We start from the raw sequence: 24,168 nt of genomic DNA on the forward strand, positions 1-24,168 counted from the left end.
CTGGATCAGCGGAACATGCCCGGCAGAAAACTGTGCCAGCGCGGCATCGTGCGCATGCGTGGGAACAGCGCGTCGCCGTCGCTACCGCCGCCGCCGGTGGCCGGCGTGGGCTTGTGCGCGGGAGCGCGTGCCGGTGCAGCGGCCTCGCCATTGGGCGTCCTGCCGCGCGCAGCCGAATTGGTGCTGACGCAACTCTCATGGTCGCCGTCGACCAGTTGGTCCGATGCCAGCGCGGCAAGCGGAGCCAATAACAGGAGCAGGCAAACCGTGATTCGGCGCATCGTCCACATCCAGGGCAAGCGGCGTGAGTTGGCGATCATAACGCGCTTTTCACTCCCTCACGCAAGCCGTGCTGGGCGCCTGGGTGGGCTTGGCGCATACTTTCACGGATCGATTTGGGGACCTTGCCGTGGATGACCGCGCGTTGCTGGCCAAACTTGCGAGCGGCCGGCTATCCGGCGATGCGCTGGCGCGCGATGCCGGGTTGACCCGTGCGGCAGTGTGGAAGCGCATTCAAATTTTGCGCGCAGCCGGGGTCGACATCGAAGGCCGGGCCGGTGATGGCTACCGTTTGGCCGCGCCGCTGGATCTGCTGGAGGCTGCGCGGATTCGTGCGGCCATGTCGAGCGATGCGCTGGCGGGCCTGGCTGCACTCGATGTCGCCTGGACGCTGGAATCCACCAACACCAGCTTGCTGGCGCGTGCGGCGCCGGAGCAGGGCGTGGCGGTGCTGCTGGCCGAGCGTCAGACCGGGGGACGCGGCCGTCGCGGCCGTCAATGGACCTCGCCGCTGGGTGCGCACATCTATCTGTCGGCCTCGCGCCGTTTCAGCGGTGGGTTGGGCCAGCTGGCCGGGCTCAGCCTGGCGGTGGGTGTGGCGGTGGCCGAAGCCTTGCGCGGTTGCGGGTTTGCCGATGTCGGGCTGAAGTGGCCCAACGATCTGCTGGCGCGCGAGCGCAAGCTGGGCGGCCTGTTGATCGAAGGCGGCGGCGAAATGGCCGGCAATGCGCGTGCGGTGATCGGACTGGGCTTGAATGTGCACATGCCGGCTGCGGCCGCCGCTGCGATCGACCAGCCATGGGTGGATCTGGATACGCTGGCTGGCCGTGCGGTGTCACGCGATACCGTGGTGGCGGCGGTGTTGTCCGGGCTGCTGCCGGCGCTGGATCTGTTCGAGACGCAGGGGCTGGCCCCGTTCCTGAGCCGCTATGCGGCATTGGATGTATTGAGCGGCCGCGCGGTGCAGGTCGAAGAGGCCGGCACCCGCCATCACGGTGTTGCGCTCGGCCTGGCTGCCGACGGCGCGTTGCGGGTGCAACTGGGCGAGACGGTGCGCCTGTTCCACTCCGGAGAAGTGAGCGTGAGACCTGCATGAGCGAGTGGTTGTTCGATCTGGGAAATTCGCGGTTCAAGTACGCCCTGCTGCAGGGAGATCGCGCCGGCGATGTGCAGGCGTGGCCGCACGGCGCCGAGGCGATGGATGCGGCCGCGCTGTCGGCGCTGCCGACCGGGCGCATCGCGCATGTGGCCAGTGTGGCTGCGCCGGCGTTGACGCAGCGGATGCTCGCCTGCCTGCACGAGCGCTTCGATCAGGTGCGCATCGTGCGCACAGCGGCCGAATGCGCCGGCATCCGTATTGCATATGCGGACCCGAGCCGCTTCGGCGTGGATCGCTTTCTGGCGCTGCTCGGCGCACGTGGCGAGGTACCGGTGCTGGTGGCCGGCGTGGGCACTGCGTTGACCATCGATCTGCTTGGGGCCGATGGGCAGCATCACGGCGGGCGCATCGCCGCATCGCCGACCACCATGCGCGAGGCGCTGCATGCCCGCGCGGTGCAATTGCCGGCCAGCGGCGGCAATTATGTGGAGCTGGCCAACGACACCGACGATGCGCTGGCGTCCGGTTGCGATGGTGCGGCGGTGGCGCTGATCGAGCGCAGCCTGCAGCACGCGCAACGCAGTCTGGGCGTACCGGTGCGCTTGCTGGTGCACGGCGGCGGCGCGCCACCGTTGCTGCCGTTGTTGCCCGATGCCACGTTCCGCGCTGCGCTGGTGCTGGATGGGCTGGCGATCTGGGCGAGGTCTGCGTCGGCGCCCTGAGGGCGGTGATCGAAACGACGCGCCGCCGCCAGATGGGCGGCCGGTGCTCGGCATCGGGATGTCGCGCTCGTACACTGGGGTCACTGGCTGCCTGCCGCTCGCGCCGAGTCGTCGAGTTCTCGCCAGCGGTTATCGGCCACTCGTAGAATCCATTGCATGTATGTACGCGCGCTCATCGTTGTCTTGATCGTCCTCAATGCCGGCGTGGCGTTGTGGTGGGCCCTGCAGCCGGCACCGGCCGCGTTGGCCGCTCCGGCGCAGCCGGTGGGTGTGGCACGGCTGGAGGTGTTGCCGAACATCGCAACAGGCGCGGCGGCTGCGATCTCGAGAGAGGCAGCGACAGCAGCTCCAGACGCTGCGCCGGCAGCAACATCGGTTGCACCGGCACCGGCACCGGCACCGGCACCGGCAGCAGTACCAGCTCAGACATCACCAGCTCAGACATCAACGGAACAAGCGGCGGCGGCCGCTTCGACAGCTGCGGCTACCACCGCAGTGGCCGAAACATCGCCAGTACCGTCCGAGATTCCGGCCACAACCAAGGTCGCTCCGAAACCGGCCGAGGTTGCTGTGGCGGCTGCACCAAAGACATCGCCAACGGTGCCGACTCCCGCACCCGTTCCAGAGCGCTGCGCCAGCCTGGGCCCCTATCCGGTACGCGCCGACGCCGATGTCGCGCTGGCACGCATTCGTGGTCAAGCCACGCGCAGCAGCGTGCGCGAAGACAAGGACGCCGGGGTCAGTACATTCCGGGTGATGCTGCCCAGCGTGGGCGATCGCGCCGCAGCGCAGGCGTTGGTCAAGCGCATCGCTGCGGCTGGCATCGGCGACTATTACGTGATTGCGCAAGGCGAGGACAACTCCGTCGCCCTGGGCCAATACCAGAGCCGCGAGCGCGCCGAGCGGCGTCAGGCGAGCCTGGTGAGTGCGGGGTTTCCCGCGCAGCTGATGCCCAGCGGTACCGGGCAATCGCGCTGGTGGATCGATGTGCGTAGTGCCTCGGCACCCACTGCGTTGCAGGGCGCCGCGGGTGCAACGCGTCAACGATCGCTAGATTGCTCCGCGCTGCGCTAGAATGTGCACCGGCGCGCAATGCGCTTGGCCTTTGCCGGCATAGCTCAGTTGGTAGAGCAACCGCCTTGTAAGCGGTAGGTCCCCAGTTCGAATCCGGGTGCCGGCACCATCTTCGATCCATAAGTTTGTGCACACACCTGTTCTGGCCGTGCCGTCGTTTGGGTGCGTTTTCTGTGCGTGCAATTTCCACTGCAGCCGATCGCCACGCACGGTGGGTGTGCGGGCCAACGCGACATCCTCTATCGGAATATTGGTTCCTTTATGAGGCGAAGCGCTTGGTGAAGGAGCGGTTTCGTCGGGAATTGTGGCTGGCCGTACCCTCACCCCAACCCCTCTCCCGCAGGGAGAGGGGCTTTAGATAAGTTGCGCGTTGCGCGCAAATCGTATTGCGCAGTTTGTTGTTGCCTGCGCGTAAGCACGCGCAGCAGATCAGGCCGGGCGACCGGCCGATAGCAATCCCAGGACGGCCCTTTCTGCGTCAGTGTGCGCAGCGTCGCCGCTCAGCCGTTCGGCCAGTGCGGCAACGACGATGGCGTGGGCTTGGCGTAGCACGCTGTCTGCATCGGCGCTGGCATCCACCACGTGTTTGCCCGGCAATTGCAGGGCATTGAAGATGGTGCGGCAGCGTTCCAGGTTGTCCTGGGTTTCGAAGTGGTTGGGGGCGTCGCCGCGGGCGCGGATGCGCGCCAGGCCGGTGGGCGGGGGCAGGTCGAGCAGCAGCAGCACGTCCGGACGCGGTGCGAACGCGTTGCGTTCCAGCAGATCGTCCAGCGGCAGGCCGGCGGCGCCCTGGTAGGCAACCATCGACGGAAAGTAGCGGTCCAGGATCACGATCTCGCCGCGCGCCAATGCGGGCGCGATGAGGGTGTCCACATGTTCGTGGCGGTCGCGGATCAACAGCTCGGCTTCTTCGTCTGCGCTCAGGCGGCCGGTCGCGGCGGATTGGCGCAGCTGGGTGCCCCAGGGGCCGTTGGTCGGCTCCTTGCTCAGTACGACGCGGGCGCCGGCCGCTTCCAGCGTGGTGGCCAGGCTGCGGGCGAGGGTGGTCTTGCCGGCGCCGTCGATGCCTTCGATCGCGATCAACAAGCCGCCGGGCTTAAGTTCGATTGTCATTGCGCTACTTTATCCGATCGGGGTGCTGGATCAGCACTTGGCATCGGCGTGGAAGCCGCCCTGCAGCTGCCGATCCCGGCGCACCGGGTATCCGCTGCGCGTCACCGATGGCGGCACTGACGCCGCGTATCGAAGCGTGTGCGAGACGGCCTGACGACCGTCAGTCCAACGCATTGCCGGGCGCGCACAACAACCGCATACGAGCGCCGGTTGCAGGCGCGACTGGCTGCCCGCTGCCGGCGCTATTGCTGATGCCGTATGACCGGTATGTCCTGCGCAATGTCGGGAACGTCCCGATGTCCTGGCTCTTGATCGCGCGCCATACTGAACAAGTCAGGCAAGGCGCTCGAATGTATGACGTTCGCGTCGCGTGTCTGGCATCAAGGAAGATGGACGCGTCGCCGCCACCCTAGAGGCGGCATCCCCCGCGTGACGCCCTTTCAGGCACCGTCGTGACCGGATTCCTTGTTTTGTCCTGCGTGTCGATCACGCAGGTACGCGCGCCAGGCGCTGCCGATCAGCTGTGCGCCGAGGTGTAGCGATAGGACAGCAGCGATTTCACCAGGAAGGTGATCTGGGTCGCCGAGCGCGCATCCACGCGCATGACCGGGATGCGAAAGCCTTCGGCAACCAGTGCGTCGCGGAACGGCGGCAGCAGAAAATCCTGCATTTCGTCGGTCATGGTGATGCCCACCGCCAGGCTGGCCTCGGGTGCGATCTGCGAAAATTCGCGCAGCAACGCCAGCGTGGCCTCGAGCATCTGCGGATCGCGCGCGTTGGTCAGCACGATCACACCCAGTGCGCCGTCGCAGACCAATGGCCACATGAAATCCAGGTATTTCTGGCCCGGCACGCCGTACACGTGCAGCAACTCGCCGTCTTCCAGTTCGATCGAGCTGTAGTCCAGTGCGACCGTGGTGTAGGTCTTGTCGCCATAGGCATCCTGGCTGAGCGGCATCTCGGTGCTGACCGGCTCCACGTCGGAAATGGCGCGCACTGCCGTGGTCTTGCCGGCGCCCATGCCGCCAACGAACACCAGTTTGTTGGCCGGAAGACTCATGACTGCGCCTGAAAGAGAGAGAGGCCAAACCGACGTGCGACCCAGGAGAAGAACCGGGAGTTGCTGCTGTCCGGACGAGGCTGCGTTGCAGGCACGGCAATCTCCGCAGTCTGGGCAAGGCCACTGGCAAGTGCAGCGGCGAACAGGCATTCCACCGTTTGCAGCGGCAGCTTGCAAGCGTTGGCCAGCGCCTGCGCGCGCCACGGACGCGCGTGCAGGTGGGCGATGGCGAGCAACTGTGCCGGCGAGCTGGTTTCGGCACTCAGCTCCGGCCATTGGCGCAGCTGCAGCGCATGGCTGGGTTCCACCGCCGGCAGCGCGGGGCGCAGATGCTCGGGCAGGGCGAAATACAGCGCTTCGAATGAGATGCGTTGCGGCAGTGCTGCATCGGTTGTGTCCGGTGCGACCTGCCAACCGGGGCGATCCAGTGCGGCGACCAAGTCGGACAACGGCAGGCCGGGTGCAAGTTGCACGCAGGCATTGGCCGGATCTACACGGACGTGCAGCTGCGCGTGGCGTAGCAGCACTGCAGCGTTGCCGAATTCACCGCGGCAATGGCGGATCAGCAGCGCCGGTTCGGCGATCTGCACGGTATGCGGCGAGGACAGCAGCAGACGCAGGTGTTCGTTGAGTTCGCGCACGGTGGCGCCGTGCTTGATCCATGCGCCGGCGACCGGTGTCCGCGACACCACCAGCACGCGCATCGGCTGGCCTTGCAGCGCCTGCCATGCGGCCAGGCCGTCGGCGCTTTCCAGACCCAGTACCACCACGTCGGCCGCGTGTTGCGGCCATTGCCCCAATTGCACGTCGACGCGCTCGGCCAGCAGCAGCGAGCACGCCAGTTTCAGGCGCGTGGTGTGCAGCAGGTCCAGGCCGGCCGTAGCGACCCGCAGGGCGTGAATGGGTATGGTCATGACATGGCGCCGCATCGGCGCGTTGGAGTGCGACGCCTGCCGGTGCAGACCGGCAGGCCGGACAGGCGACGCGCGTGCGCCGCCAGGTTGGCATCAACCGAAGTCGAGGGTCTTTTCGAACGCCTTGAGCTCGTGACGGGCCATCGCCAGATTGGCCTTGGCGCGGTCCAGCACGACGTACAAGAACAGCGTGCCGTTGCTCTCCAGTGGACGCAGCAGGTGGTACTGACGGGCCAGGGTGATCAGGATGTCTTCGATCGTGTCGTTCAGACCGAGCTGCTCGGCGATGCGACGCTTGGCGCGCACCACTTCGGTATTGCCGGCGGCGGCCAATTCCAGGTTGAGATCGGTGCCGCCGGTCATGCCCAGTGCCATGCCGCTGTCGCTATCGACCAGCGCGGCGCCGACGAAACCGGCGATTGAATGCAGATGTTCCAGATTGAGTTGTGCCACGGGATGTCCTTACAAGCGGTGAGTAATGAGTGCACGAAAGGCAAGCACGAACAATGCCAAGCCTCAGGTCGCTGGCTGCGCCATGGCCTTGGCCAGACGGCCGGCGCAGTCGCGTGCGTTGAACAACAGTGCGGCGGCATTGAGTTGCGGGCCGCCAATTGCGGTGAGCGTCAGCGGCTTGTCGGCGCGAATGCGGATCAGCACCAGCTGGCCGCCACGGGTGCTGACGGTGGCGTAATCGGCCTCGTTCAGACTGGATTCGCGCGCCAGGGTCTCGCCCAGGGTCAGAAACGAATTGGCCATCGCCGCCAGACGGCGACCGTCGACATCCAGACTGGATTGCTCGGTAATGGCGCGCCCGTCGGCAGTGGACAGCATCAACAAACGGATGCCCGGCTCACGCTCGATGGTCTGCGCGAACTCGCGGCCGATGCGCTGCAGGTCGTACTGATGCGACGCCCGCGCGACCTCGCCCACGGCAGCCTTGACGACCTGGTTGACGGCGTTGTGCGGCATGAACTTCTCCCCCCTATACAAAACGCACTGCGCGATGAAAAAACCTGTCGATGGCACTGAGGTCCCGCGCTGGCGGGCAGACAGTGACATCGGCATCCCCAGCCATGGTCTAACTGTGCGGGCAGGCAGGCGCATTCCGCAAAGCACAGATGCGCCACAAACTGCCCAACCACGTCACGTGAAGCAGCAATCAACCTCTCTACGCAGCTGACAAGCGAACGCGGCTGGTGTTCGGTAATGCTCCGGCCGGGATGGATCACGCTGACACCACAGCCTTTGCGCATGCCATCCGCACCCGTCCGACGCTTGCCCGCTACGGGGTATCGGCCGCTGTTCGGATTGCTGCAGTGGCAGATGCGATTGCGTAATTGGTGACGCAGGCCTTGCGCCGTGCTGCGCTGCCGCGCGTCAGTGCGCAGGCCGGCGACTAGACTTCAGCGCTTTCTCGATGCTGGAGCAATGCATGGCGACGCAGTACCTGCCGGTTTCCCTGATTGGCGTTCCCACCGATATCGGCGCCGGCCACCGTGGCGCGCGCATGGGGCCTGAAGCGCTGCGCATCGCCGGCTTGCAGGAGGCCTTGATCGGCCGCGGGGTGGAGGTGCGCGACCTGGGCAATCTGGATGGCCCGCGCAATCCCTGGCTGGCCCCCCAGGCCGGCTACCGGCATCTGGACGAAGTGGTGGCCTGGAACCAGGCGCTGATGGAGGCCAGCTACGCTGAATTGTGCGCCGGGCGCATGCCGATCATGCTCGGCGGCGACCATTGCCTGGGCATCGGTTCGATCACGGCGGTGGCCAAGTACTGCCGCGAACAGGGGCGCGCGCTACGGGTGCTGTGGCTGGATGCGCATTCGGACTTCAATACCAGCGAGGTGACGCCATCGGGCAACGTGCACGGCATGCCGGTAGCCTGCCTGTGCGGGCTGGGCCCGCAGGCGTTGACCCATCTGAGCGGCAGCGCGCCGGCGCTGCTGCCCGAGCAGGTCCGGCAGATCGGCATCCGCTCGGTGGACCCGGAGGAGAAACGCCTGATCAAACAGCACCGCATCGATGTCTACGACATGCGCTACATCGACGAGGCCGGTATGAAGCGCACCATGGAGGCCGCGCTGGCAGACATGAGCGATGACACCCATCTGCACGTGAGCTTCGATGTGGACTTCCTCGACCCCAGCATCGCGCCGGGCGTTGGCACCACCGTGCCCGGTGGTCCCAACTACCGCGAGGCGCAGCTGGTGATGGAGATGATTGCCGACACCGGGCGTATGGGGTCGCTGGACATCGTCGAACTCAATCCGGTGCTGGACAACCGCAACGCGACCGCCGAGCTGGCGGTGGATCTGGTGGAGAGCCTGTTCGGCAAGTCCACGCTGATGCGAGATTGATCGATTGCTGAACGCGGCGCACCACGTTCACATCAAATCCACGGCCACGCAGTCAGATTTGGCGCCAAGCGCGGTGCGTTGGCACCGAATGCAGAACTGAGGAAGACCGATGAAGCGACTGCTGACACTGATGGTGCTAGGCCTGTTTTCGGCTGGCGTGATGACTGGCTGCAACACCATGGCCGGCGCCGGCAAGGACATGCAGGGCGCAGGTGAAAAGGTCGAAAAGAAGGCCGATAATTGCAGCGACGGTAAGTGCTGATTCCAGGTTTTGTTTGATCTTGTTGTTCGAATTGATTGATCTGCGGCACGTCGCCGTTTACCCACGAAGGAGTTTGTTATGAAGCGTGCAATTATGCTGCTGGTGCTGTCGGTGTTTTCGGTCGGTATGCTGGCGGGTTGCAACACCGTCGCAGGTGCCGGCAAGGACGTGCAGGGCGCTGGCGAGAAAGTGGAAGACGCTGCGCGCAAGTGATCTAGCGCTGCATGCTTGAAAAACGGGCCGCAAGGCCCGTTTTTTTTTGCCTATGTTTTTGGGGGCTGCTGCGTTCGACGCGCCAGTTTTGCGTAGATCGACATGCACGCGTGCATCGCACGCGTAAGCGACCATTCAGTGCGGTGAGTCTGGGTTTGACAGTTTTTGATCTGCAGCGAACGCGTCCATCGGCAACCTGACGCCACGGTCAATCGCGGCCGCATCAAGCGGAGTCAACGCATGAACACTGACATCATTTCCGGCAAGTGGACCCAGCTCAAAGGCAAGGCGCAGGCCAAGTGGGGCGACCTCACCGACGACGATTTCAAGATCGCAGAAGGCAACGCCGAGTATCTGCAGGGCAAGCTTCAGGAGCGCTACGGCTGGGATCGCGATCGCGCCCAGACCGAAGTGCGCGCCTTCGAAAAGTCGCTGCGCGACGACACCTGAGCCATCCGCAAGGTCGCTCGCGCGATGAAGTGAGCGATACCTGCACACGACGGGCCGCCTGATGCGGCCCGTTTTGCGTCTGCGGGCAGGAATAACGCACGCAAAACCGGCGCGTCCATGCCCGGCGCACGGAACCGCTAAACTTGTGCGCTGACTTCCTGGCCTTCCTGCAGATGACCACTCGCGTCCTTACCGGCATCACCACCTCCGGCACCCCGCACCTGGGCAATTACGTCGGTGCGATCCGCCCGGCGATCCAGGCCAGCGCCGGCGCCGATGCGGAGAGCTTCTATTTCCTGGCCGACCTGCACAGCTTGATCAAGGCGCAGGACCCGGCGCGTACGCAGCGCTCCACCCTGGAAATCGCCGCCAGCTGGCTGGCCTGCGGGCTGGACCCGGAGACGGTGTGGTTCTATCGCCAGTCCGATGTGCCGGAGACCACCGAGTTGCTGTGGCTGCTCACCTGCGTGGCCGGCAAGGGCATCCTCAACCGCGCGCATGCCTACAAGGCGGCGGTGGACAAGAACCGTGCCGAGGGCGAGGACGAAGACGCGGGCGTGAGCGCCGGCTTGTTCATGTACCCGGTGCTGATGGCGGCGGACATCCTGATCTTCAACGCGCACAAGGTGCCGGTGGGGCGCGACCAGATCCAGCATATCGAGATGGCGCGCGATTTCGCCCAGCGCTTCAATCATGTGTATGGGCGCGACTTTTTCACCTTGCCCGAGGCGGTGATCGACGAGCAGGTGTCCACGTTGCCAGGTCTGGACGGCCGCAAGATGAGCAAGAGTTACGGCAATACGATTCCGCTGTTCGCACCGCGCGAGGAACTGCGCAAGCTGGTGTTCTCCATCCTCACCGATTCGCGCGTGCCCGGCGAAGCCAAGGACACGCAGGGGTCGGCCCTGTTCCAGCTGTATCAGGCCTTCGCCACGCCGCAGGAAACGGCTGCCTTTGCCCAGGCCTTTGCCGATGGCATCGGCTGGGGCGATGCCAAGCAGCAGTTGTTCGAGCGGATCGACCAGGAAATTACGCCGCTGCGCACGCGTTATGAGGCGCTGATGGCCGAGCCGGCGAAGATCGAGGCGATTCTGCGCGCCGGTGGCGCACGTCTGCGCGCGCGCTATGCCACGCCGTTTCTGGCCGAGCTGCGCGCTGCAGTGGGTCTGCGCGATCTCTCCAGTCAGGCCGCGACGACGTCCGTGGACGCAGATGAAAAAGTCGCACCGCCGGTGTTCAAGCAATACCGCGAGAGCGACGGGCAGTTCTATTTCAAGTTGACCGATGGTGCCGGTGCCTTGCTGCTGCAGAGCGATGGATTCGCCTCGCCACGCGATGCGGGTCAGTTGATTGCACGCTTGAAACAGGCCGAGCAGGCCAGTGATCTACAATTGCAGGGCGTGCATGCGCAGGTGGATGCGGAGGTGATTCTTGCCGCGATGCGTGTGTTGCGCGAGGGGTGATCGGCGCGCAGCAATGCATCGCGGCTGACGGCTGACGACTGACGGCCGACGGTACGAGGTGATCGCCTGGCCGCGCCAGGTCGAATTCCGATAAGCGCAGCCTGACGGCAGCGCTGTCCGGGCGAGTGATGCATCGCTGCCTGGAACTGCGAACACAGCCAGCGCAAAGCCCTTGCGCCTACACTGCGGTTTTCTGGGCAAGCATGGTGTGGGAATGACAGCGACGGCCGATTCCAGCATCCAGACCATCGATACCGGCTTTGGCGGTGTGCAGTTCGATGCGGCGTACCTGATCGTCGAGGCGCAACGTGGCGCCTTTGTCGATTGCGGCACTTCGCTGTCGGTGCCGCACATGCTGGCTGCGTTGCACTCCGCCGGGCTGAGGCCTGCGCAGGTGGAGTGGTTGATCCTGACCCATGTGCATCTGGATCACGCCGGTGGCGCGGGCGCGTTGCTGCAGCACCTGCCCAATGCGCGCGTGCTGGTGCACCCGCGCGGCGCGCCGCACATGATCGATCCCACCCGGCTGATTGCCGGTGCCACCGCCGTGTATGGCGAGGCGGAAATGGCGCGCAGTTATGGCGCCATCGTGCCGGTGCCCGCCGAGCGGGTGGTGGAAGCAGCCGATGGGCAGACCGTGATGCTGGGCGAGCGCGCGCTGCGCACGATCGAGACGCCCGGGCACGCGCGGCATCATCTGTGCGTGTGGGATGCGCGCAGCCGCAGTTGGTTCACTGGCGACACCTTCGGCTTGTCGTATCGCCAGCTCGATAGCGCGCAGGGCGCCTTCATCCTGCCGACCTCTTCGCCGGTGCAGTTCGAGCCGGAAGCGATGCTGCACTCGATCGCGCGGCTGATGGAGACGACGCCGGCCGCAATGTATCTGACCCATTACGGGCGCGTCACATCGCCGGGGCCGTTGGCGCAGGCGTTGATCGAGCAGATCCATGCGATGACGGCCATTGCACTGAGCTGCGCACAGCGTGCGGACCGCCATCGCTGCATGGTGGCGGCGTTGAGTGAGCTGTATCTGGAGCGCGCCCGCCTGCACGGCTGCCGCCTGGACGATGCGAGCGTGGCGCAGTTGCTGGCCACCGATATCGAACTCAACGCGCAGGGCCTGGCGTGCTGGCTGGATCGCGCAACGCGGACGAGTTAGCGCGCTTGGAGCGGCTGACAAAATCTCTTGAACGCTGTATCGGTGGCGGCAACGTGTTGGCCGCACTCGCCTTGGTTGACAAGTGGAGTGATGTCGGGAATGGCAGTGACGTTGCTCGCATCGAAAAGAGCCGATCAGACCGCAGCGCAACGCGCACTGCTCGCAACCATGCACCGAAACTTGGCTGGTCGAGGGCGCGGTGCCCTCACCGCTTGCGGGACACGCCGCAAGTACGTCCGTGTAGGCTCGGTGGCGGCATCCATGCCGCCACACGGTCCCGCAATCGGCGAGGACACCGCACCATAAAGTTGGTCGGTGGTTGGGTGAAGCCTGCCTGTGATCATGTTGCGTAGCTGATCGCCGCAGCGTTATCCGACAACACACGTCATGCGTTGCTTGCAACCATGCGCACCGACCATCTCGACGGGTCCTTGCCCGCCCACCGTCGCGGGACCTTATGCGGCATGGATGCCGCAGAAGAGCTTACATGGACGTACTTGCAGCGTGTCCCGCGATGGTGGGCGGGCAAGGGCCCTGCAGCAAAGCGGCGGATCAATCGCTCTGCAACTGCTCTATCCGCAGTGTCCAATCACTTCCACGATAAGCGGGATTTCGAATAGCCATGCATACCGACCATCTTGGCTGGTCCTTGCCTGCTCACCGTCGCGGGACCTACAAGGACGTACTTGCAGCGTGTCCCGCGATGGTGGGCGGGCAAGGGCCCTGCAGCCTAGCCGCAGCTCAGCCGCTCTGCCCACGACGCATCCATACCGTAGGAAAAATGTTGTGTGTGATCTGTTTCATCGGCGTCTGGCGCAATGAGACATTCCCGAATAACGCTACCTGTGCGCTGGCTTCAATGAAAAACGCTTCCCGCGCTTTAGCAAGGCATGCAGTCCATGCGATCGAATGCGTTCTCGTATCATGGTGCTCCGATGTCGGCCGCACGCTTGTAAACTGTGTGTCATCTAACTGTTGCAAGGCCACGCCGTGAATCCGATGCGCATCCTGTTGTTGTCCGCCTGCCTGTTTGTGGGAGGCGTGGCGCAGGCCGACAACGATCTGCCCGGCGGGGGCATCGATGCCGAGGCGTTATCGCGGCATGTGCGCCTGCTGGCATCGGACCAATTCGAAGGGCGCGCGCCGGCCAGCGCCGGCGAGCAGCGCACCGTGGATTACCTGGTCGAGCAGTTCAAGACGGCAGGGTTGCAGCCGGGCGGCGAGCAGGGCGGTTGGACCCAGGCGGTGCCGTTGGTACGCGCGCAGGTGGATGGCCCGGTGCGCGCCAGCCTGCGCGTCGGTGGCAAGACCCAGACCCTGGTCAATGGCACCGATGTGACCTTGCAGAGTCTGCGCCCGCTGGATGCAGTGGCCTTGAAGAACGTACCGCTGGTGTTCGTCGGCTACGGCATCAGCGCCCCGGAGCGGCAGTGGGACGACTACAAGGGCGTGGACCTGCACGGCAAGATCGCGGTGGTGCTGATCAACGATGCCGACTTCGAAGCGCCGCAGCCTGGCGCATTCGATGGCAAGGCGGTGACCTACTACGGCCGCTGGACCTACAAGTACGAAGAGGCCGCACGCCGCGGTGCGGCCGGCGTGTTGATCGTGCACGAGACCGCGCCGGCCGCGTATGGCTGGGCGACGGTGCAGAGCTCGGGCCTGTCGCCGTTGTTCGATATCGAACGCAGCGATGCCGATGCGAAGGCGCAGCATGTGCCGGTGCGCGGATGGATGCAGCAGGCGTTGGCGGTGTCGCTGTTCCAGCGCGCCGGGCTGGATTTTGCGCAGGCCAAGCAGCGTGCGCAGCAGCGCGATTTCGCGCCGATTGCGCTGGGCGATGCCATGCTGTCGGTGGACTTCAAGCTCAAGCGCGAGCGCGTGGTCACGCATAACGTGGTGGCCAAGCTCACCGGAAGCCAGCATCCGGACGAGACGGTGATCTTCTCCGCGCACTGGGATGCCTTCGGTGTGGGCAAGGCCGACGCTAGCGGCGACACCGTGCGTCGTGGCGCGGTTGACAACGCCACCGGCGTGGCCAGCGTGCTTGAACTGGCGCGCGTGTTCGCAGCCGGCCCCCAGCCGCAGCGCACGCTGTATTTCATCGCATTGACGGCAGAAGAAAAGGGCCTGCTCGGCGCCAACTATTACGCCGCGCATCCGCTGGCGCCGTTGGACAAGACCGTGGCCGTGCTCAACATGGAGATGTTCAGCCCGGATGGCCTCACCCGCGATATCGCCTCGTGGGGACGTGGGCGCGTCTCGCTGGAAGGCGAGTTGGAACAGGCCGCCAAGGCGCGCGGGCGCAGCTATTCGCCCGACCCGAATCTGGAAGCGGGTTTCTTCTACCGCGCCGATCATTTCGCGTTCGCACGCATGGGTGTGCCGGCGATCACTGCAGGCCCCGGTCTGGACATGCTCGAAGGCGGTGTCGCAGCCGGCAAGGCGCTGCGCGAGAAGTATTTTGCCGAGTGCTATCACCAGCCCTGCGATCGCTGGACCCCGCAATGGGATGCCAGCGGCCATGCCGCCGACACCATGTTGATCTACGACGTGGGCGTAGCGTTGGCCAATGGCCGGCAGTGGCCGAGCTGGCAGGACGGTTCGGAGTTCAAGGCGATCCGTGCCAGTAGCGATGCGGCGCGCAAGTAAGCGCGCAGTAGTGAGCGCATCGCGCCCTCGACCAACTGGGCGACATTCGACTGCCCTGCGCTGTGGTCAACGCTCAGGCATTGAAGGGTTGCCGATGGACCTGCGCTAAGGGCGGCTAACAAGCCGTAGAGAGCAGTCGTCAGGCGGGTGAGGACGGCACGCTCAGAACCGGAGTGTACGAGTGGTACATGCCGCACCGATCACCGGCCGCGCCCGCCTGGCGGTGAGCGCAATCGTTTATTAGCCGCGCTAAGGCTTGCCAGGATTGCGCTGCGCGTTGCCCGCCGCAGCCTTGGCGCGCGCGCCGCCGCAGGGATAGCGTTTGGCCAGCGCCTGGACGATCAAGTCAGGCGCTGCTTGGTCCTGGCGCGCGTCGGGCAGCGCGCCGATATCGGCGATGATCGCCTGCAGATCCGGTGTGCCTGCCTTGCCTGCCGGCATGCACCACTGCTTGCGGTAGCTGGCGCTGGCGACGCCGAGCAGGTAAGCGCCCGCTCGGCTGGCCGAAACCAGGACCTTGAATTCGAGCTGCGCTGGCGCGCCGATTTCCGGTGCCAGCGATCCGTCCAGCCCGGCCTCGATCAACTTGCGCCCGCTGAGTTCCCAGGGCTCGGGTGCGCGTGCCGATGCCGTGGTGGAAAGCGTGGTCAGGGCGGCCAGGGCCAGCCAGGGAAGGTGAAGCTGCATGTGCACTCTCGGATGCGGGTTGGCTCGCACCATACCGCGATAGGCGGCCGCTGGCTGCGTGCGGCGTCGGCTTGGGCATGTGCTCTAGAATTGAAGCTTCCGCTGCACTTGGCCCTGTTCCGATGTCTTCCTCTCACGACGCTGCCGCGCCTGCGCGCAGCGGGTTGGTCGCTCTCGCGTTGTTGCTGGTCTACGTGGTCTGGGGCTCGACCTATCTGGCGATCCGGTTTGCGCTGGAAGGTGGCGCGTTGCCGCTGACCATGGTGTCGGGCACGCGCTTCATCGTGGCCGGCACGGTGCTGTATGCGGTACTGCGCTGGCGTGGTGTGACCGCGCCAACGCGTGCGCAATGGAAGAACGTGGCCTTGATGGGCGCGGCCTTGTTGCTGCTGGGCAACGGCATGGTGGTATTGGCCGAGCGCAGCGTGTCGTCCGGCCTGGCCGCCACATCGGTGGCATCGGTGCCGTTGTGGATGGCCTTGTTCGGCGCGTTGCGTGGGCAGCATGCCAGCCGTGGCGAATGGCTGGGCATCGTGATCGGCTTCCTCGGTGTGGTCTGGCTAAACGCCGGTAGCAGCCTGACCGCGACGCCGGGCGGATTGGTGTTGTTGCTGATCGCACCGATCGGCTGGGCGTTCGGTTCGGTGTGGTCGCGCGGGCGCGATCTGCCCTCGCCGTTCATGACTGCCGCCGGGCAGATGCTGTGCGGCGGCGTGCTGTTGGTGAGCGTCGGCCTGCTGATCGGCGAGCGCCCCCACAGCTTGCCGACACCGCAGGGGCTGCTGGCGGTGGCGTACCTGTGCGTGTTCGGCTCGATCGTGGCATTCACCGCCTACGTGTGGCTGCTGCATCACGTGCGCCCGGCGTTGGCCGGCAGCTACGCCTACGTCAATCCGGTGATTGCGGTGGGGTTGGGCGCGTGGCTCGGGCATGAGCGTTTCAGCGCGCACGATATCGGTGCGATGGCCGTGATCCTGGCTGGCGTGCTGGTGGTGACCTTGGCCAAGGCGCGGCGATGAGTGCGGTCTCGCCGATCGAGGCGCGTCGCGGCCTGTTGATCACCGCATCGACCTTCGTGATCTGGGGCCTGGTGCCGCTGTACTGGCATCTGCTCAAGGCGGTGCCGTCGCTGCAGATCATTGCGCACCGCATCGTGTGGAGCACGGTGCTGGTGGTGGCGTGGTTGCTGGCGACATCGGGCCTGCGTTGGTGGCGCGCCATCGCCGCGCAGCCACGCGCGTTGTGGATGCTGGCCGGCAGCAGCGTGGCGATTGCGTTCAACTGGGGCCTGTACATCTGGGCGATCAACGCCGGGCATGTGATCGAGGCCAGCCTGGGCTACTTCATCAATCCGTTGCTGAGCGTGTTGCTGGGCGTGCTGGTGCTCAAGGAACGCCTGCAGCGCATTCAATGGGTGGCGGTGGTGTGCGCAACGCTTGGCGTGCTGTGGTTGACCCTCGATGCCGGTGCGCCGCCGTGGATCGCCTTGGGGCTTGCGTTCTCATTCGGTGCCTACGGCTTGCTGCGCAAGTTGGTGGCGGTGGATCCGGTGGCCGGGCTGGGCGTGGAAAGCGTCTATCTGTTCGTGCCGGCGCTGCTGCTGGCCGGCTGGGGCGAGCAGGGCCATGGTGGCGCCTTCCTGAGCGGCTGGGAGTTGCGTACCGACCTGCTGCTGATCTTTGGCGGGGTGGTGACGGCGGTGCCGCTGATCGGGTTTGCGTATGGCGTGCGGCGGATTCCGCTGTCGCTGGTGGGCATCCTGCAATACATCGGGCCGAGTCTGCAGCTGCTGCTGGGCGTGTGGTTTTTCCACGAGCCGTTCGATCAAGGACGTGCGATCGGGTTTGCGGCGATCTGGGTTGGGCTGCTGTTGTTCGTTGGCGACAGCGTATGGCGTTCGCGGCGGCCGGTTGTGGTGGCTCCCTAAGCATCGGTCGTGCGCGCTCCGGCAGCCTGCCGTTGTACGGCTCCCGTCTGGATGCCGGGCGACTGCCAGACCACTGCGCTCAGCGCCGTGCGGGGCGCAGTCGCTGCTCGACATCGGCATGTCATTTGTAAACGCCGGTCAGGAGCGTGCTGTCCGCTCCCACTGAGGACCGCGCGCGACGTTTTGTCGGCCGCTCTCAGCCGCGCGGCGCCACTGCCGGTGTCGCCACCGCGAGCGTGGAGGTCGGCAGTGCCTGTGGTGCGGGACAGTGGTCCGGGTCCTGTTGCGTTTGCGCCAGCCAGTGATCGATGGGCCCGCCGAGCAGATCCAGCCGCAGCGGCAGGCTCAGATGGTTTTCACCCGGCAACTCGACGTAGTGCGCGCGCGGGCTGGCCAGCGCCAGCGCACGCCCGTGTGCGACCGGGATGTGCAGATCGGCGTCGCCGTGCAGCAGCAGCACGCAGCTGCGGGTGTCGGCCAGTGCGTGCGCGACATCGACGTGGTCCAGATCCAGCTTGAGTTGATTGTCGGCGGCGGCGATCACCGCATCGATATTCTGGTCGGCATAGCGCCAACGTGCATAGGCGGCCACCGCCTGCCCGCGCCAGCCGTTCGGCTGGCTGCTGAGCAGGTGCGGCACCATGTCGCGGATGCCACGCCCGGCATTGGCGAAGGATTCCATCGCCACCACACCGGCGACGCGCGGCCCAAGTTTGTCGGCGGTGAACAGCGCGGTGGCAGCGCCATAGGAAATGCCGAACAGATACAGCGGGCCGCGGATTTCGCCGCGCGGCTGCAGCGCATCGAGCACATCGATCACGTCATCGGATTCGCGTGTGCCGTAACCGGATGGGCCACCGCCGGAATGGCCATGATTGCGCAGGTCGATGGTGATCACCCGGTAGCCGGCCTGCGCCAATTCCAGCGACCATGGCAGCAGCGAATCGCCATCCATCATCCAGCCGTGCAGCAGCACCACGGTGCCGCGCGGCGTCGGCGGGGGGGCGGTGGGCACCTTGAAGCTGAAATCGACATCCAGCACATGCGCCGGATCGTTGCGCTGGCCGAGGTAGCGATACTGCATGGCGTACTGGCCGGGGTCGATGGCGCGCCAGAAGATCGGCACCTGATCGCGCGTCACCACATGCCCGCTGCGGTTGGGCACCGTGGCGATGGTGGCGGCGATGCGCTCCTCGTCCAGCAACGGCGATACGCCACCGGGCGCTACCAGGCGCTCGCTGAGCGAGGTGGAGGACGATGAACAACCGGCCAGCCACAGGCAGGCGCAGGCCAGCAGAATCAGGCGCATCATGGTGAGAGATCGATGGATGAAACGGCCGAGCAGGCTACGTCCTGCCCGGCCCGCGCATCTACCGCATTGCAGTGACAGAACGATGACAGCCTGCAATGTGTTCAGCCGCGGCACCCGCGTTCGATCTGCTTTGGCTGCCACAAATCCCGAATCCCGCCTCCCGAATCCCGGCGGGCCAACAGCCCGCCTTACACCTCCCGCAACGCCGTGGTGATCGGCAATCGCGCCGCGCGCAATGCCGGGAACAGCCCGCCGACCAGACCGATGCCCAGCGCCCATTTCAGCCCGCTCCACAACAGCTCCGGCGAGACCTTGAACTGGAATACGATCTGGCTGAAGTTGTTGCCCAGCGTGGACACGCTATAGCCGTTGAACACCGCCCAGGCGATCAGGCCACCGAGCAGGCCGCCCAGCAGCGCCAGCAACATGGTTTCCAGCATCAGCGCCATGATCACCGGCGTGCCGCGAAAACCGATCGCACGCATTGTGGCGATCTCGCGCGCCCGCGTGGCTACCGCCGCATACATGGTGTTGAGCGCGCCGAACACCGCGCCCACCGCCATGATCGCGCCGATCACCGTGCCCAGGATGCTGATCAACTTGTTCAAGCCGCCGCCTTGTTTGCCGTAGTACGCGCGGGTGGTTTCCACATCCAGTTTGAGCCGCGGGTCGGCGGCCATGGCGGTCTTGAACTGGCTAAATCCAGCCTTGCCCGCAGTGCGTACGCTGATCGACTGGTAGGCGCTGCGGTTGTAGGTGGTGGCCAGCGTCTGCGCGTCGGTCCACAGCTCCGAATCGTGCGCATCGCCGGAGGCGAACACGCCGACCACGGTCCATTGCTGGCTGCCGAGGGTGAGCGTCTTGCCCAGCTCCAATCCACGGAACTGAGTCAACGCGCCCTTGCCGACCACGATCTCGCGCAGGCCGGTGGTGAAGCGCCGGCCCTGCACGAGCTTGACCTTGGAGTGCACCGCCCAGGCCTGTTCGCCCACGCCGCGCACCTGCGCGTTGACGTCGGTGCCATCGGATTTGGAGGCGATGTTGACCACCTGCGAAAGCTCCGGCGACAGCAGCGGGCGGCCGCTGGCATCGGCGGCGATGCCGGGCAGGCTGCTGATCAGCGGCACCAGGTTGCGGGTGATCACCGAGTTGGTTTCCGCCTGCGAGCCGCCGCGCAACACAATGGCAGTGGTGTCGTCGCCGGTGTTGTTGAGCGTGGCCTGGAAGCCCTGGCCCATCGCCAGCATCGCCACCAGCACGCCGACCACGCCGGCAATGCCGACCACGATCACCGAGCTGGCACCCCAGCGTTGCGGCAGGGTAGCGATGCCGATACGCGCGGCGGCCAACGACAGCCGGCCGCTGCGTGTGGCCACCAGCCACACCGCCAGCAACGCCGCGATGACCAACACGCCGATCCACGGCAACACGATCCACACGCCCAGCCCGACGGCCAGCAACACGACCGACACCAGATTGACGAGACGGTTCTTCCATTTGGCTTGCATGTGCATGCTCCTGTCAGCGCCCGGCGAGGGCATCGACGATCTTCAAGCGCTGCGCGCGTAACGCCGGCAGCACACCCACCACGATGCCGATGCCGGCCATCAGCCCCAGCCCGACCAACCAGGTCTGCAGCGGCACGCTCTGCACCGGCATCACCCCGCCGCTGCGTGCGGCCACTGCCGGGATCACCAACGCTGCCAGGCCCATGCCGATCAACCCGCCCAGGCCGATCAACAGCACCGACTCCACCATCACCAGACTCAACACGGTGCGGTCCTGAAAGCCCAGCGTCTTGAGTGTGGCCAACTCCGGTATGCGTTCGCGCACTGCCTGCGCCATGGTGTTGCCGGTCAGCAGCAACAAGGTGAAAAACACCGCCGCCATGATCGAAGTGACGATCAGCCCGATATCGGCGAACTGTTTGAGGAAGGCCTGCTGGAAGGCCGATTCGGTCTGCGACTTGGTTTCGTGATCGGAGTTGGCCGACAACGCATCGATCGCCTGCGCCACGCGCGAGGCCTGGTCGGCGTTGCGCAGCGTCACTGTGTACCAGCTGACCTTGCTCTTGATGTAGTCGTTGGACTCGTCGAAGTATTTCCAGTTCATCATCAACTGGCGTTCCTGATTGGCTGCCACCGTGCGGTCCTTCATGCGAAAGATGCCGACCAGTTGCAGCGGCCAATCGTTGCTGCCACCGCGCGGAAAGATGGTGGCCTGCAACGGGATGGTGTCGCCGATCTTCCAGCCATTGGCCTTGGCCAGGCTCTCGCCGACGATGGCGCCGGTGCGCGTGGTCTGGAAGGCCTTAAGCTGGTCCTTGGGCAGCTCGTATTCGCTGTAGACGTCGAAGAAGTTGGGCGCGACCGAGAAGTTGGGGAAGAAGTTCTTCGGGTCGCGATAGATACCGCCGAACCACATCGCCGAGGTCACATCGCGCACGCCCGGCACGCTGCGGATCTGCGATTCCAGGCTGATCGGCAGCGATTGGGTGATCGACAAACGCGAAGCGACCACCAGCCGGTCCACGCCGCTGACGTTGCCGCCGGCCGTAAAGGCCACGCGCACCGAATCGAGCATGCCGAACAACAAAAACGCCGCCACCACCGACAACAGCGTCAACAAGGTGCGGGTCTTGCTGCGGAACAACTGCGCCCAGACCAACGAGAGATACTTCATGGCATCGGTCCTTTAGAGCGCAAGCGGCGCGTCGGCCAGCTCGCCCTTGTCCAGATGGATGGTATGGGTGGCGTATTCGGCGGCCTTGGGGTCGTGGGTGACCATCACGATGGTCTTGCCGTGTTCGCGATTGAGTTCCTGCAGGAGGCGCAGGATCTCTTCGGCGTTGTGGCGGTCCAGATCGCCGGTGGGTTCGTCGCAGATCAAGAACGTGGGATCGGACACGATCGCGCGCGCAATCGCCACGCGCTGCTGCTGGCCGCCGGACAGTTCGCTGGGTTTGTGGGTGCGGCGTTCCTGCAGGCCGACCAGGGTCAGGGCGATTTCCGCATTGCGTTTGCGTTGTGCGGAATTGAGCGCGGTGAGCAGCAACGGCAGCTCCACATTCTTTTGCGCAGTGAGCATCGGCATCAGGTTGTAGAACTGAAACACGAAGCCGACGTGGTGACTGCGCCAGGTCGCGAGCTGGCCGCCGCTCATGCGATCGATGCGCTCGCCCTGGATCTCGATCTCGCCACCGCTGGGGCTGTCCAGACCGCCGATCAGATTGAGCAAGGTGGTCTTGCCCGAACCGGACGGACCCATCAATGCGACGAAGTCGCCGTTGGCGATGTCCAGGTCGATGCCGTGCAGCACCTGCACCTGCTCGGGGCCGCGTTGGTAGGTCTTGGTGATGTTGCGCAAGCTGACGAGAGCGGTCATGGCGACTCCTGGCGGTGCAATGGGAAGAGTGAGGGCGGTGCGGCATGGCGACTGCGATTGCATGAAGCGGCACGGCGAAGATGCGATGACTGTGGCGTTGTAGCGCAGCGCAACGCCATGCGATCAAGGACGCGAATGCCGGGCGAAGCGCTCGATTGCGCCTGGCGGCGACGCCCGAGCGTTTTATTTCTGCAATGACCGATAACCAGGTTCGATGCGGATCAAGATCGACATCGCGTTCTTTGGTGCGTGGTTACTGCGCTTTGTTCATCCGCAACGCTATCCATGCAGCAACGTGCATATACAACTGGCTGCCGAGTGGGTGCCGCGTTTCCCTAAGCGGCATCGCTACCCACGTTTTACCGCAGTTGTCGTTGCCGTTACTCGGCAGCGTCCGGTTCTCCTTCCGCCACCGTGTCGCCGTCTTTCAGGCTTTGCGGCGGATCCAGCACCACGCTGTCGCCTGCACTCAAACCCGATAGCACCTGGCGGTCCTCGCTCATCACCATGCCGGGAGTGACCGTCTGCGCGCTGACGGTGTTGCGCTCGCCAACCACGAACGCCACCGTGCGCGTGTCGCGTTCGACCAGCGCCGCCGCCGGCACGCGTACACCCTGCGGCTTGCTGGCTTCCTGCGGTTTGGCCTGTTCGAGAAAGCTCACCCGCACGCCCATCTCCGGCACGATGCGCGGGTCCTTGACCTTGAAGGCCACGCGCACCTTCACCGTGGCCTTGCCGCGGTCGGCGGTGGGAATGATGGCGATCACCTCGCCGGGAATCTTCCAGTCCGGGTAGGCGTTGAGCACCGCTTCCACCGGCATCTTCGGCTGCACGCGGCCGATGTAGGACTCGCCGACTTCCACCTCGATCTCCAGCGATTCCATATCCACGATGGTGCCGATGCCGGTGCGGGTGAAGCCGCCGCCGGCCGACAGCGGCGAGACGATTTCTCCGGGTTGCGCAGCCTTGGCGGTGACCACGCCGGCAAACGGTGCACGCACCACGTTGAAGTCCGAGCGGATCGCCGAGATCGCCAGCTGGTCCGATGCCACGCGCACGTTGCGCTGCGCGTTCTGCAGCTGCGCGCGCAAGGCGTCGCGTTGTGCGGTGGCCTGCTCGTACTGCGAGCGTGAGACCAATTGCGCGCCGACCAGCGATTGCAGACGTGTCGCATCGGCATTGGCCACCGCCAGTTGCGCCTGCATGTTGTCGACCTGGCTGCGAGCGGCAGACAGTTGCGATGCCGACAGCGTGCGCTGCGCTTCGGCATCCAGCGGGTCGAGCGTGGCCATCACCTGGCCTTGTTCGACACGCATGCCTTCTTCGATCATCACCTCGCGCACCTTGCCGGTGACCTGCGCCGACACCGTGGCCATGCGCCGCGCCACCACATAGCCCGACGCATCCAGCACCGAGGCGCTGCTGCTGCCGGCGCTGATCGCCACCACCGGTGCTGTCTGCACCTTCGCCACCGGGCGACGGCTGAACCACCACGTCGCAGCCGCCAACAGGATCACGATGACAACGGCGGCGATGATCCAGCCACCGCGCCGTGCAGGCTCAGGGGTGACAGGACGCTGGCGGTCGATGCGGAGTTGCTTGAGTAGATCGGCGGAAGTATTCATCGATGACCAGGACGGGATGCTGCGCAAAATGTGACGGGCCGCAGGCGGCGCCGCAAGCTGCCGGAAGTCACCAACACGGCTGCGGCGACGAACGGTCGTGCGATCCAACGCTACTGCAAGGTGCTGCGCAGCATGCGACCACGGCGGCGTCGGCCACCAGTGACAGCTGTCACCTGCACGCCATGACAGCGGCGACTGGCAGCGCTCGTAGTGCTGGGCCACGCTGCGCCATCGTCACGACTGCCGGAATCGCCATGCTCTATCTCCACCTACGCTGTCCGTGCGTGCCGCTCGCTGTTTCAAGGGATTGCCAGGTACCTGCGCAACCGCGCGCTGCAGATGCATGAGACCGCTCGCCCGCAGCGGCCCGTTGCCTCGCCTCACGCGGCGGGCCCGGCAGTGGCAGAATCCGATCAC

At 65.4% G+C, this 24,168-nt stretch carries 24 protein-coding genes, 1 tRNA gene and 1 other RNA gene; 13 read left to right on the forward strand and 13 right to left on the reverse strand.

Annotation, left to right across the window (positions count from 1 at the left end; translation table 11 throughout):
* Positions 1-5: 5 nt before the first annotated feature.
* Entirely contained in the window at positions 6-320 is a 315-nt protein-coding gene (locus tag NYR97_RS10295) for a hypothetical protein (protein ID WP_115039388.1), read from the reverse strand.
* Between the two features lie 44 nt (positions 321-364).
* Between NYR97_RS10295 and birA the strand changes: the two genes are divergently transcribed.
* The 4 genes from birA to NYR97_RS10315 all read left to right on the forward strand — a co-directional run bounded on the left by birA (position 365) and on the right by NYR97_RS10315 (position 3,283).
* Positions 365-1,375 (forward strand): bifunctional biotin--[acetyl-CoA-carboxylase] ligase/biotin operon repressor BirA, encoded by a 1,011-nt coding sequence (birA, locus tag NYR97_RS10300; RefSeq protein ID WP_316698162.1) that lies wholly within the window; start codon positions 365-367, stop codon positions 1,373-1,375.
* Positions 1,372-2,100: a type III pantothenate kinase gene (locus tag NYR97_RS10305; RefSeq protein ID WP_316697824.1), complete on the forward strand. Its 729-nt coding sequence runs from the start codon at positions 1,372-1,374 to the stop codon at positions 2,098-2,100. The genes birA and NYR97_RS10305 overlap by 4 nt, the downstream gene beginning before the upstream one ends.
* A gap of 156 nt (positions 2,101-2,256) precedes the next feature.
* Entirely contained in the window at positions 2,257-3,174 is a 918-nt protein-coding gene (locus NYR97_RS10310; protein WP_316697825.1) for an SPOR domain-containing protein, read from the forward strand.
* 33 nt (positions 3,175-3,207) lie between these two features.
* A tRNA-Thr gene (locus NYR97_RS10315) sits at positions 3,208-3,283 on the forward strand.
* Between the two features lie 320 nt (positions 3,284-3,603).
* Here the strand turns inward: NYR97_RS10315 and tmk are convergent.
* The 5 genes from tmk to NYR97_RS10340 form a co-directional block, all read right to left on the reverse strand.
* Complete coding sequence (gene tmk, locus NYR97_RS10320) at positions 3,604-4,287, reverse strand: dTMP kinase (protein ID WP_316697826.1); 684 nt, start codon at positions 4,285-4,287, stop codon at positions 3,604-3,606.
* Between the two features lie 517 nt (positions 4,288-4,804).
* Positions 4,805-5,347 carry a GTP-binding protein gene (locus tag NYR97_RS10325; RefSeq protein ID WP_316697828.1) on the reverse strand — a complete coding sequence of 181 codons (543 nt, stop codon included), beginning with the start codon at positions 5,345-5,347 and terminating at the stop codon, positions 4,805-4,807.
* A complete protein-coding gene (locus NYR97_RS10330) occupies positions 5,344-6,261 on the reverse strand; it encodes a hypothetical protein (RefSeq protein WP_316697829.1) in 918 nt (305 codons plus the stop codon). The genes NYR97_RS10325 and NYR97_RS10330 overlap by 4 nt, the downstream gene beginning before the upstream one ends.
* A 93-nt stretch (positions 6,262-6,354) precedes the next feature.
* The gene (locus tag NYR97_RS10335; protein WP_006452081.1) at positions 6,355-6,714 is read right to left on the reverse strand and encodes a roadblock/LC7 domain-containing protein; all 360 of its coding nucleotides are present in this window, start codon (positions 6,712-6,714) and stop codon (positions 6,355-6,357) included.
* A 63-nt stretch (positions 6,715-6,777) separates the two neighbouring features.
* Positions 6,778-7,230, reverse strand: coding sequence for a roadblock/LC7 domain-containing protein (locus NYR97_RS10340; protein ID WP_316697831.1), 453 nt, complete (start codon positions 7,228-7,230; stop codon positions 6,778-6,780).
* Positions 7,231-7,693: 463 nt separating this feature from the next.
* Between NYR97_RS10340 and rocF the strand changes: the two genes are divergently transcribed.
* From rocF to NYR97_RS10375, 7 genes are all read left to right on the forward strand, one after another.
* Positions 7,694-8,617 carry an arginase gene (rocF, locus tag NYR97_RS10345; protein ID WP_205392817.1) on the forward strand — a complete coding sequence of 308 codons (924 nt, stop codon included), beginning with the start codon at positions 7,694-7,696 and terminating at the stop codon, positions 8,615-8,617.
* A 109-nt stretch (positions 8,618-8,726) separates the two neighbouring features.
* Positions 8,727-8,879, forward strand: coding sequence for an entericidin A/B family lipoprotein (locus tag NYR97_RS10350; protein ID WP_006451340.1), 153 nt, complete (start codon positions 8,727-8,729; stop codon positions 8,877-8,879).
* Positions 8,880-8,957: 78 nt separating this feature from the next.
* On the forward strand, positions 8,958-9,092 hold the full coding sequence (locus tag NYR97_RS10355; protein WP_006451341.1) for an entericidin A/B family lipoprotein: 135 nt from the start codon (positions 8,958-8,960) through the stop codon (positions 9,090-9,092).
* 240 nt (positions 9,093-9,332) lie between these two features.
* Entirely contained in the window at positions 9,333-9,542 is a 210-nt protein-coding gene (locus NYR97_RS10360; RefSeq protein WP_006451342.1) for a CsbD family protein, read from the forward strand.
* A gap of 173 nt (positions 9,543-9,715) precedes the next feature.
* Entirely contained in the window at positions 9,716-11,005 is a 1,290-nt protein-coding gene (locus NYR97_RS10365; RefSeq protein WP_316697832.1) for a tryptophan--tRNA ligase, read from the forward strand.
* Positions 11,006-11,219: 214 nt separating this feature from the next.
* On the forward strand, positions 11,220-12,164 hold the full coding sequence (locus NYR97_RS10370; protein ID WP_486684780.1) for an MBL fold metallo-hydrolase: 945 nt from the start codon (positions 11,220-11,222) through the stop codon (positions 12,162-12,164).
* Between the two features lie 999 nt (positions 12,165-13,163).
* On the forward strand, positions 13,164-14,816 hold the full coding sequence (locus NYR97_RS10375) for a M28 family metallopeptidase (RefSeq protein WP_316698164.1): 1,653 nt from the start codon (positions 13,164-13,166) through the stop codon (positions 14,814-14,816).
* 113 nt (positions 14,817-14,929) lie between these two features.
* On the opposite strand, the gene NYR97_RS10380 is transcribed toward NYR97_RS10375, so the two are convergent.
* Together NYR97_RS10380 and NYR97_RS10385 are read right to left on the reverse strand one after the other, a co-directional pair.
* Positions 14,930-15,006, reverse strand: a non-coding RNA gene (locus tag NYR97_RS10380) — sX9 sRNA.
* 59 nt (positions 15,007-15,065) lie between these two features.
* Positions 15,066-15,536, reverse strand: a complete 471-nt coding sequence (locus NYR97_RS10385) for a Rap1a/Tai family immunity protein (protein WP_316697834.1) — start codon at positions 15,534-15,536, stop codon at positions 15,066-15,068.
* A 44-nt stretch (positions 15,537-15,580) separates the two neighbouring features.
* On the opposite strand from NYR97_RS10385, the gene yedA reads away from it, so the two are divergent.
* Together yedA and rarD are read left to right on the forward strand one after the other, a co-directional pair.
* Positions 15,581-16,522, forward strand: coding sequence for a drug/metabolite exporter YedA (gene yedA, locus NYR97_RS10390; protein WP_316697835.1), 942 nt, complete (start codon positions 15,581-15,583; stop codon positions 16,520-16,522).
* Positions 16,519-17,430, forward strand: a complete 912-nt coding sequence (rarD, locus tag NYR97_RS10395; protein WP_316697836.1) for an EamA family transporter RarD — start codon at positions 16,519-16,521, stop codon at positions 17,428-17,430. The genes yedA and rarD overlap by 4 nt, the downstream gene beginning before the upstream one ends.
* A 196-nt stretch (positions 17,431-17,626) precedes the next feature.
* On the opposite strand, the gene NYR97_RS10400 is transcribed toward rarD, so the two are convergent.
* The 5 genes from NYR97_RS10400 to NYR97_RS10420 form a co-directional block, all read right to left on the reverse strand.
* Positions 17,627-18,742: an alpha/beta fold hydrolase gene (locus tag NYR97_RS10400; protein WP_316697837.1), complete on the reverse strand. Its 1,116-nt coding sequence runs from the start codon at positions 18,740-18,742 to the stop codon at positions 17,627-17,629.
* 188 nt (positions 18,743-18,930) lie between these two features.
* Entirely contained in the window at positions 18,931-20,256 is a 1,326-nt protein-coding gene (locus NYR97_RS10405; protein WP_425613056.1) for an ABC transporter permease, read from the reverse strand.
* A gap of 7 nt (positions 20,257-20,263) precedes the next feature.
* Positions 20,264-21,424, reverse strand: coding sequence for an ABC transporter permease (locus tag NYR97_RS10410; RefSeq protein ID WP_316697839.1), 1,161 nt, complete (start codon positions 21,422-21,424; stop codon positions 20,264-20,266).
* A 12-nt stretch (positions 21,425-21,436) separates the two neighbouring features.
* Entirely contained in the window at positions 21,437-22,126 is a 690-nt protein-coding gene (locus tag NYR97_RS10415; protein ID WP_316697840.1) for an ABC transporter ATP-binding protein, read from the reverse strand.
* 380 nt (positions 22,127-22,506) lie between these two features.
* On the reverse strand, positions 22,507-23,751 hold the full coding sequence (locus NYR97_RS10420; RefSeq protein ID WP_316697842.1) for an efflux RND transporter periplasmic adaptor subunit: 1,245 nt from the start codon (positions 23,749-23,751) through the stop codon (positions 22,507-22,509).
* Between the last annotated feature and the right edge of the window lie 417 nt (positions 23,752-24,168).

Source organism: Xanthomonas hydrangeae, from assembly GCF_032697525.1.
Classification (GTDB): domain Bacteria; phylum Pseudomonadota; class Gammaproteobacteria; order Xanthomonadales; family Xanthomonadaceae; genus Xanthomonas; species Xanthomonas hydrangeae.

Coding starts and splice junctions, on each gene's coding strand:
- NYR97_RS10295 (WP_115039388.1), bottom strand. CDS start 320: ATGATCGCCAACTCACGCCGCTTGCCCTGGATGTGGACGATGCGCCGA.
- NYR97_RS10355 (WP_006451341.1), top strand. CDS start 8,958: ATGAAGCGTGCAATTATGCTGCTGGTGCTGTCGGTGTTTTCGGTCGGT.
- NYR97_RS10360 (WP_006451342.1), top strand. CDS start 9,333: ATGAACACTGACATCATTTCCGGCAAGTGGACCCAGCTCAAAGGCAAG.
- NYR97_RS10365 (WP_316697832.1), top strand. CDS start 9,716: ATGACCACTCGCGTCCTTACCGGCATCACCACCTCCGGCACCCCGCAC.
- NYR97_RS10400 (WP_316697837.1), bottom strand. CDS start 18,742: ATGATGCGCCTGATTCTGCTGGCCTGCGCCTGCCTGTGGCTGGCCGGT.
- NYR97_RS10420 (WP_316697842.1), bottom strand. CDS start 23,751: ATGAATACTTCCGCCGATCTACTCAAGCAACTCCGCATCGACCGCCAG.
- NYR97_RS10330 (WP_316697829.1), bottom strand. CDS start 6,261: ATGACCATACCCATTCACGCCCTGCGGGTCGCTACGGCCGGCCTGGAC.
- NYR97_RS10340 (WP_316697831.1), bottom strand. CDS start 7,230: ATGCCGCACAACGCCGTCAACCAGGTCGTCAAGGCTGCCGTGGGCGAG.
- tmk (WP_316697826.1), bottom strand. CDS start 4,287: ATGACAATCGAACTTAAGCCCGGCGGCTTGTTGATCGCGATCGAAGGC.
- NYR97_RS10405 (WP_425613056.1), bottom strand. CDS start 20,256: ATGCACATGCAAGCCAAATGGAAGAACCGTCTCGTCAATCTGGTGTCG.
- NYR97_RS10310 (WP_316697825.1), top strand. CDS start 2,257: ATGTATGTACGCGCGCTCATCGTTGTCTTGATCGTCCTCAATGCCGGC.
- NYR97_RS10370 (WP_486684780.1), top strand. CDS start 11,220: ATGACAGCGACGGCCGATTCCAGCATCCAGACCATCGATACCGGCTTT.
- rarD (WP_316697836.1), top strand. CDS start 16,519: ATGAGTGCGGTCTCGCCGATCGAGGCGCGTCGCGGCCTGTTGATCACC.
- yedA (WP_316697835.1), top strand. CDS start 15,581: ATGTGCTCTAGAATTGAAGCTTCCGCTGCACTTGGCCCTGTTCCGATG.
- NYR97_RS10385 (WP_316697834.1), bottom strand. CDS start 15,536: ATGGTGCGAGCCAACCCGCATCCGAGAGTGCACATGCAGCTTCACCTT.
- rocF (WP_205392817.1), top strand. CDS start 7,694: ATGGCGACGCAGTACCTGCCGGTTTCCCTGATTGGCGTTCCCACCGAT.
- NYR97_RS10410 (WP_316697839.1), bottom strand. CDS start 21,424: ATGAAGTATCTCTCGTTGGTCTGGGCGCAGTTGTTCCGCAGCAAGACC.
- NYR97_RS10375 (WP_316698164.1), top strand. CDS start 13,164: ATGCGCATCCTGTTGTTGTCCGCCTGCCTGTTTGTGGGAGGCGTGGCG.
- NYR97_RS10305 (WP_316697824.1), top strand. CDS start 1,372: ATGAGCGAGTGGTTGTTCGATCTGGGAAATTCGCGGTTCAAGTACGCC.
- NYR97_RS10350 (WP_006451340.1), top strand. CDS start 8,727: ATGAAGCGACTGCTGACACTGATGGTGCTAGGCCTGTTTTCGGCTGGC.
- NYR97_RS10415 (WP_316697840.1), bottom strand. CDS start 22,126: ATGACCGCTCTCGTCAGCTTGCGCAACATCACCAAGACCTACCAACGC.
- NYR97_RS10325 (WP_316697828.1), bottom strand. CDS start 5,347: ATGAGTCTTCCGGCCAACAAACTGGTGTTCGTTGGCGGCATGGGCGCC.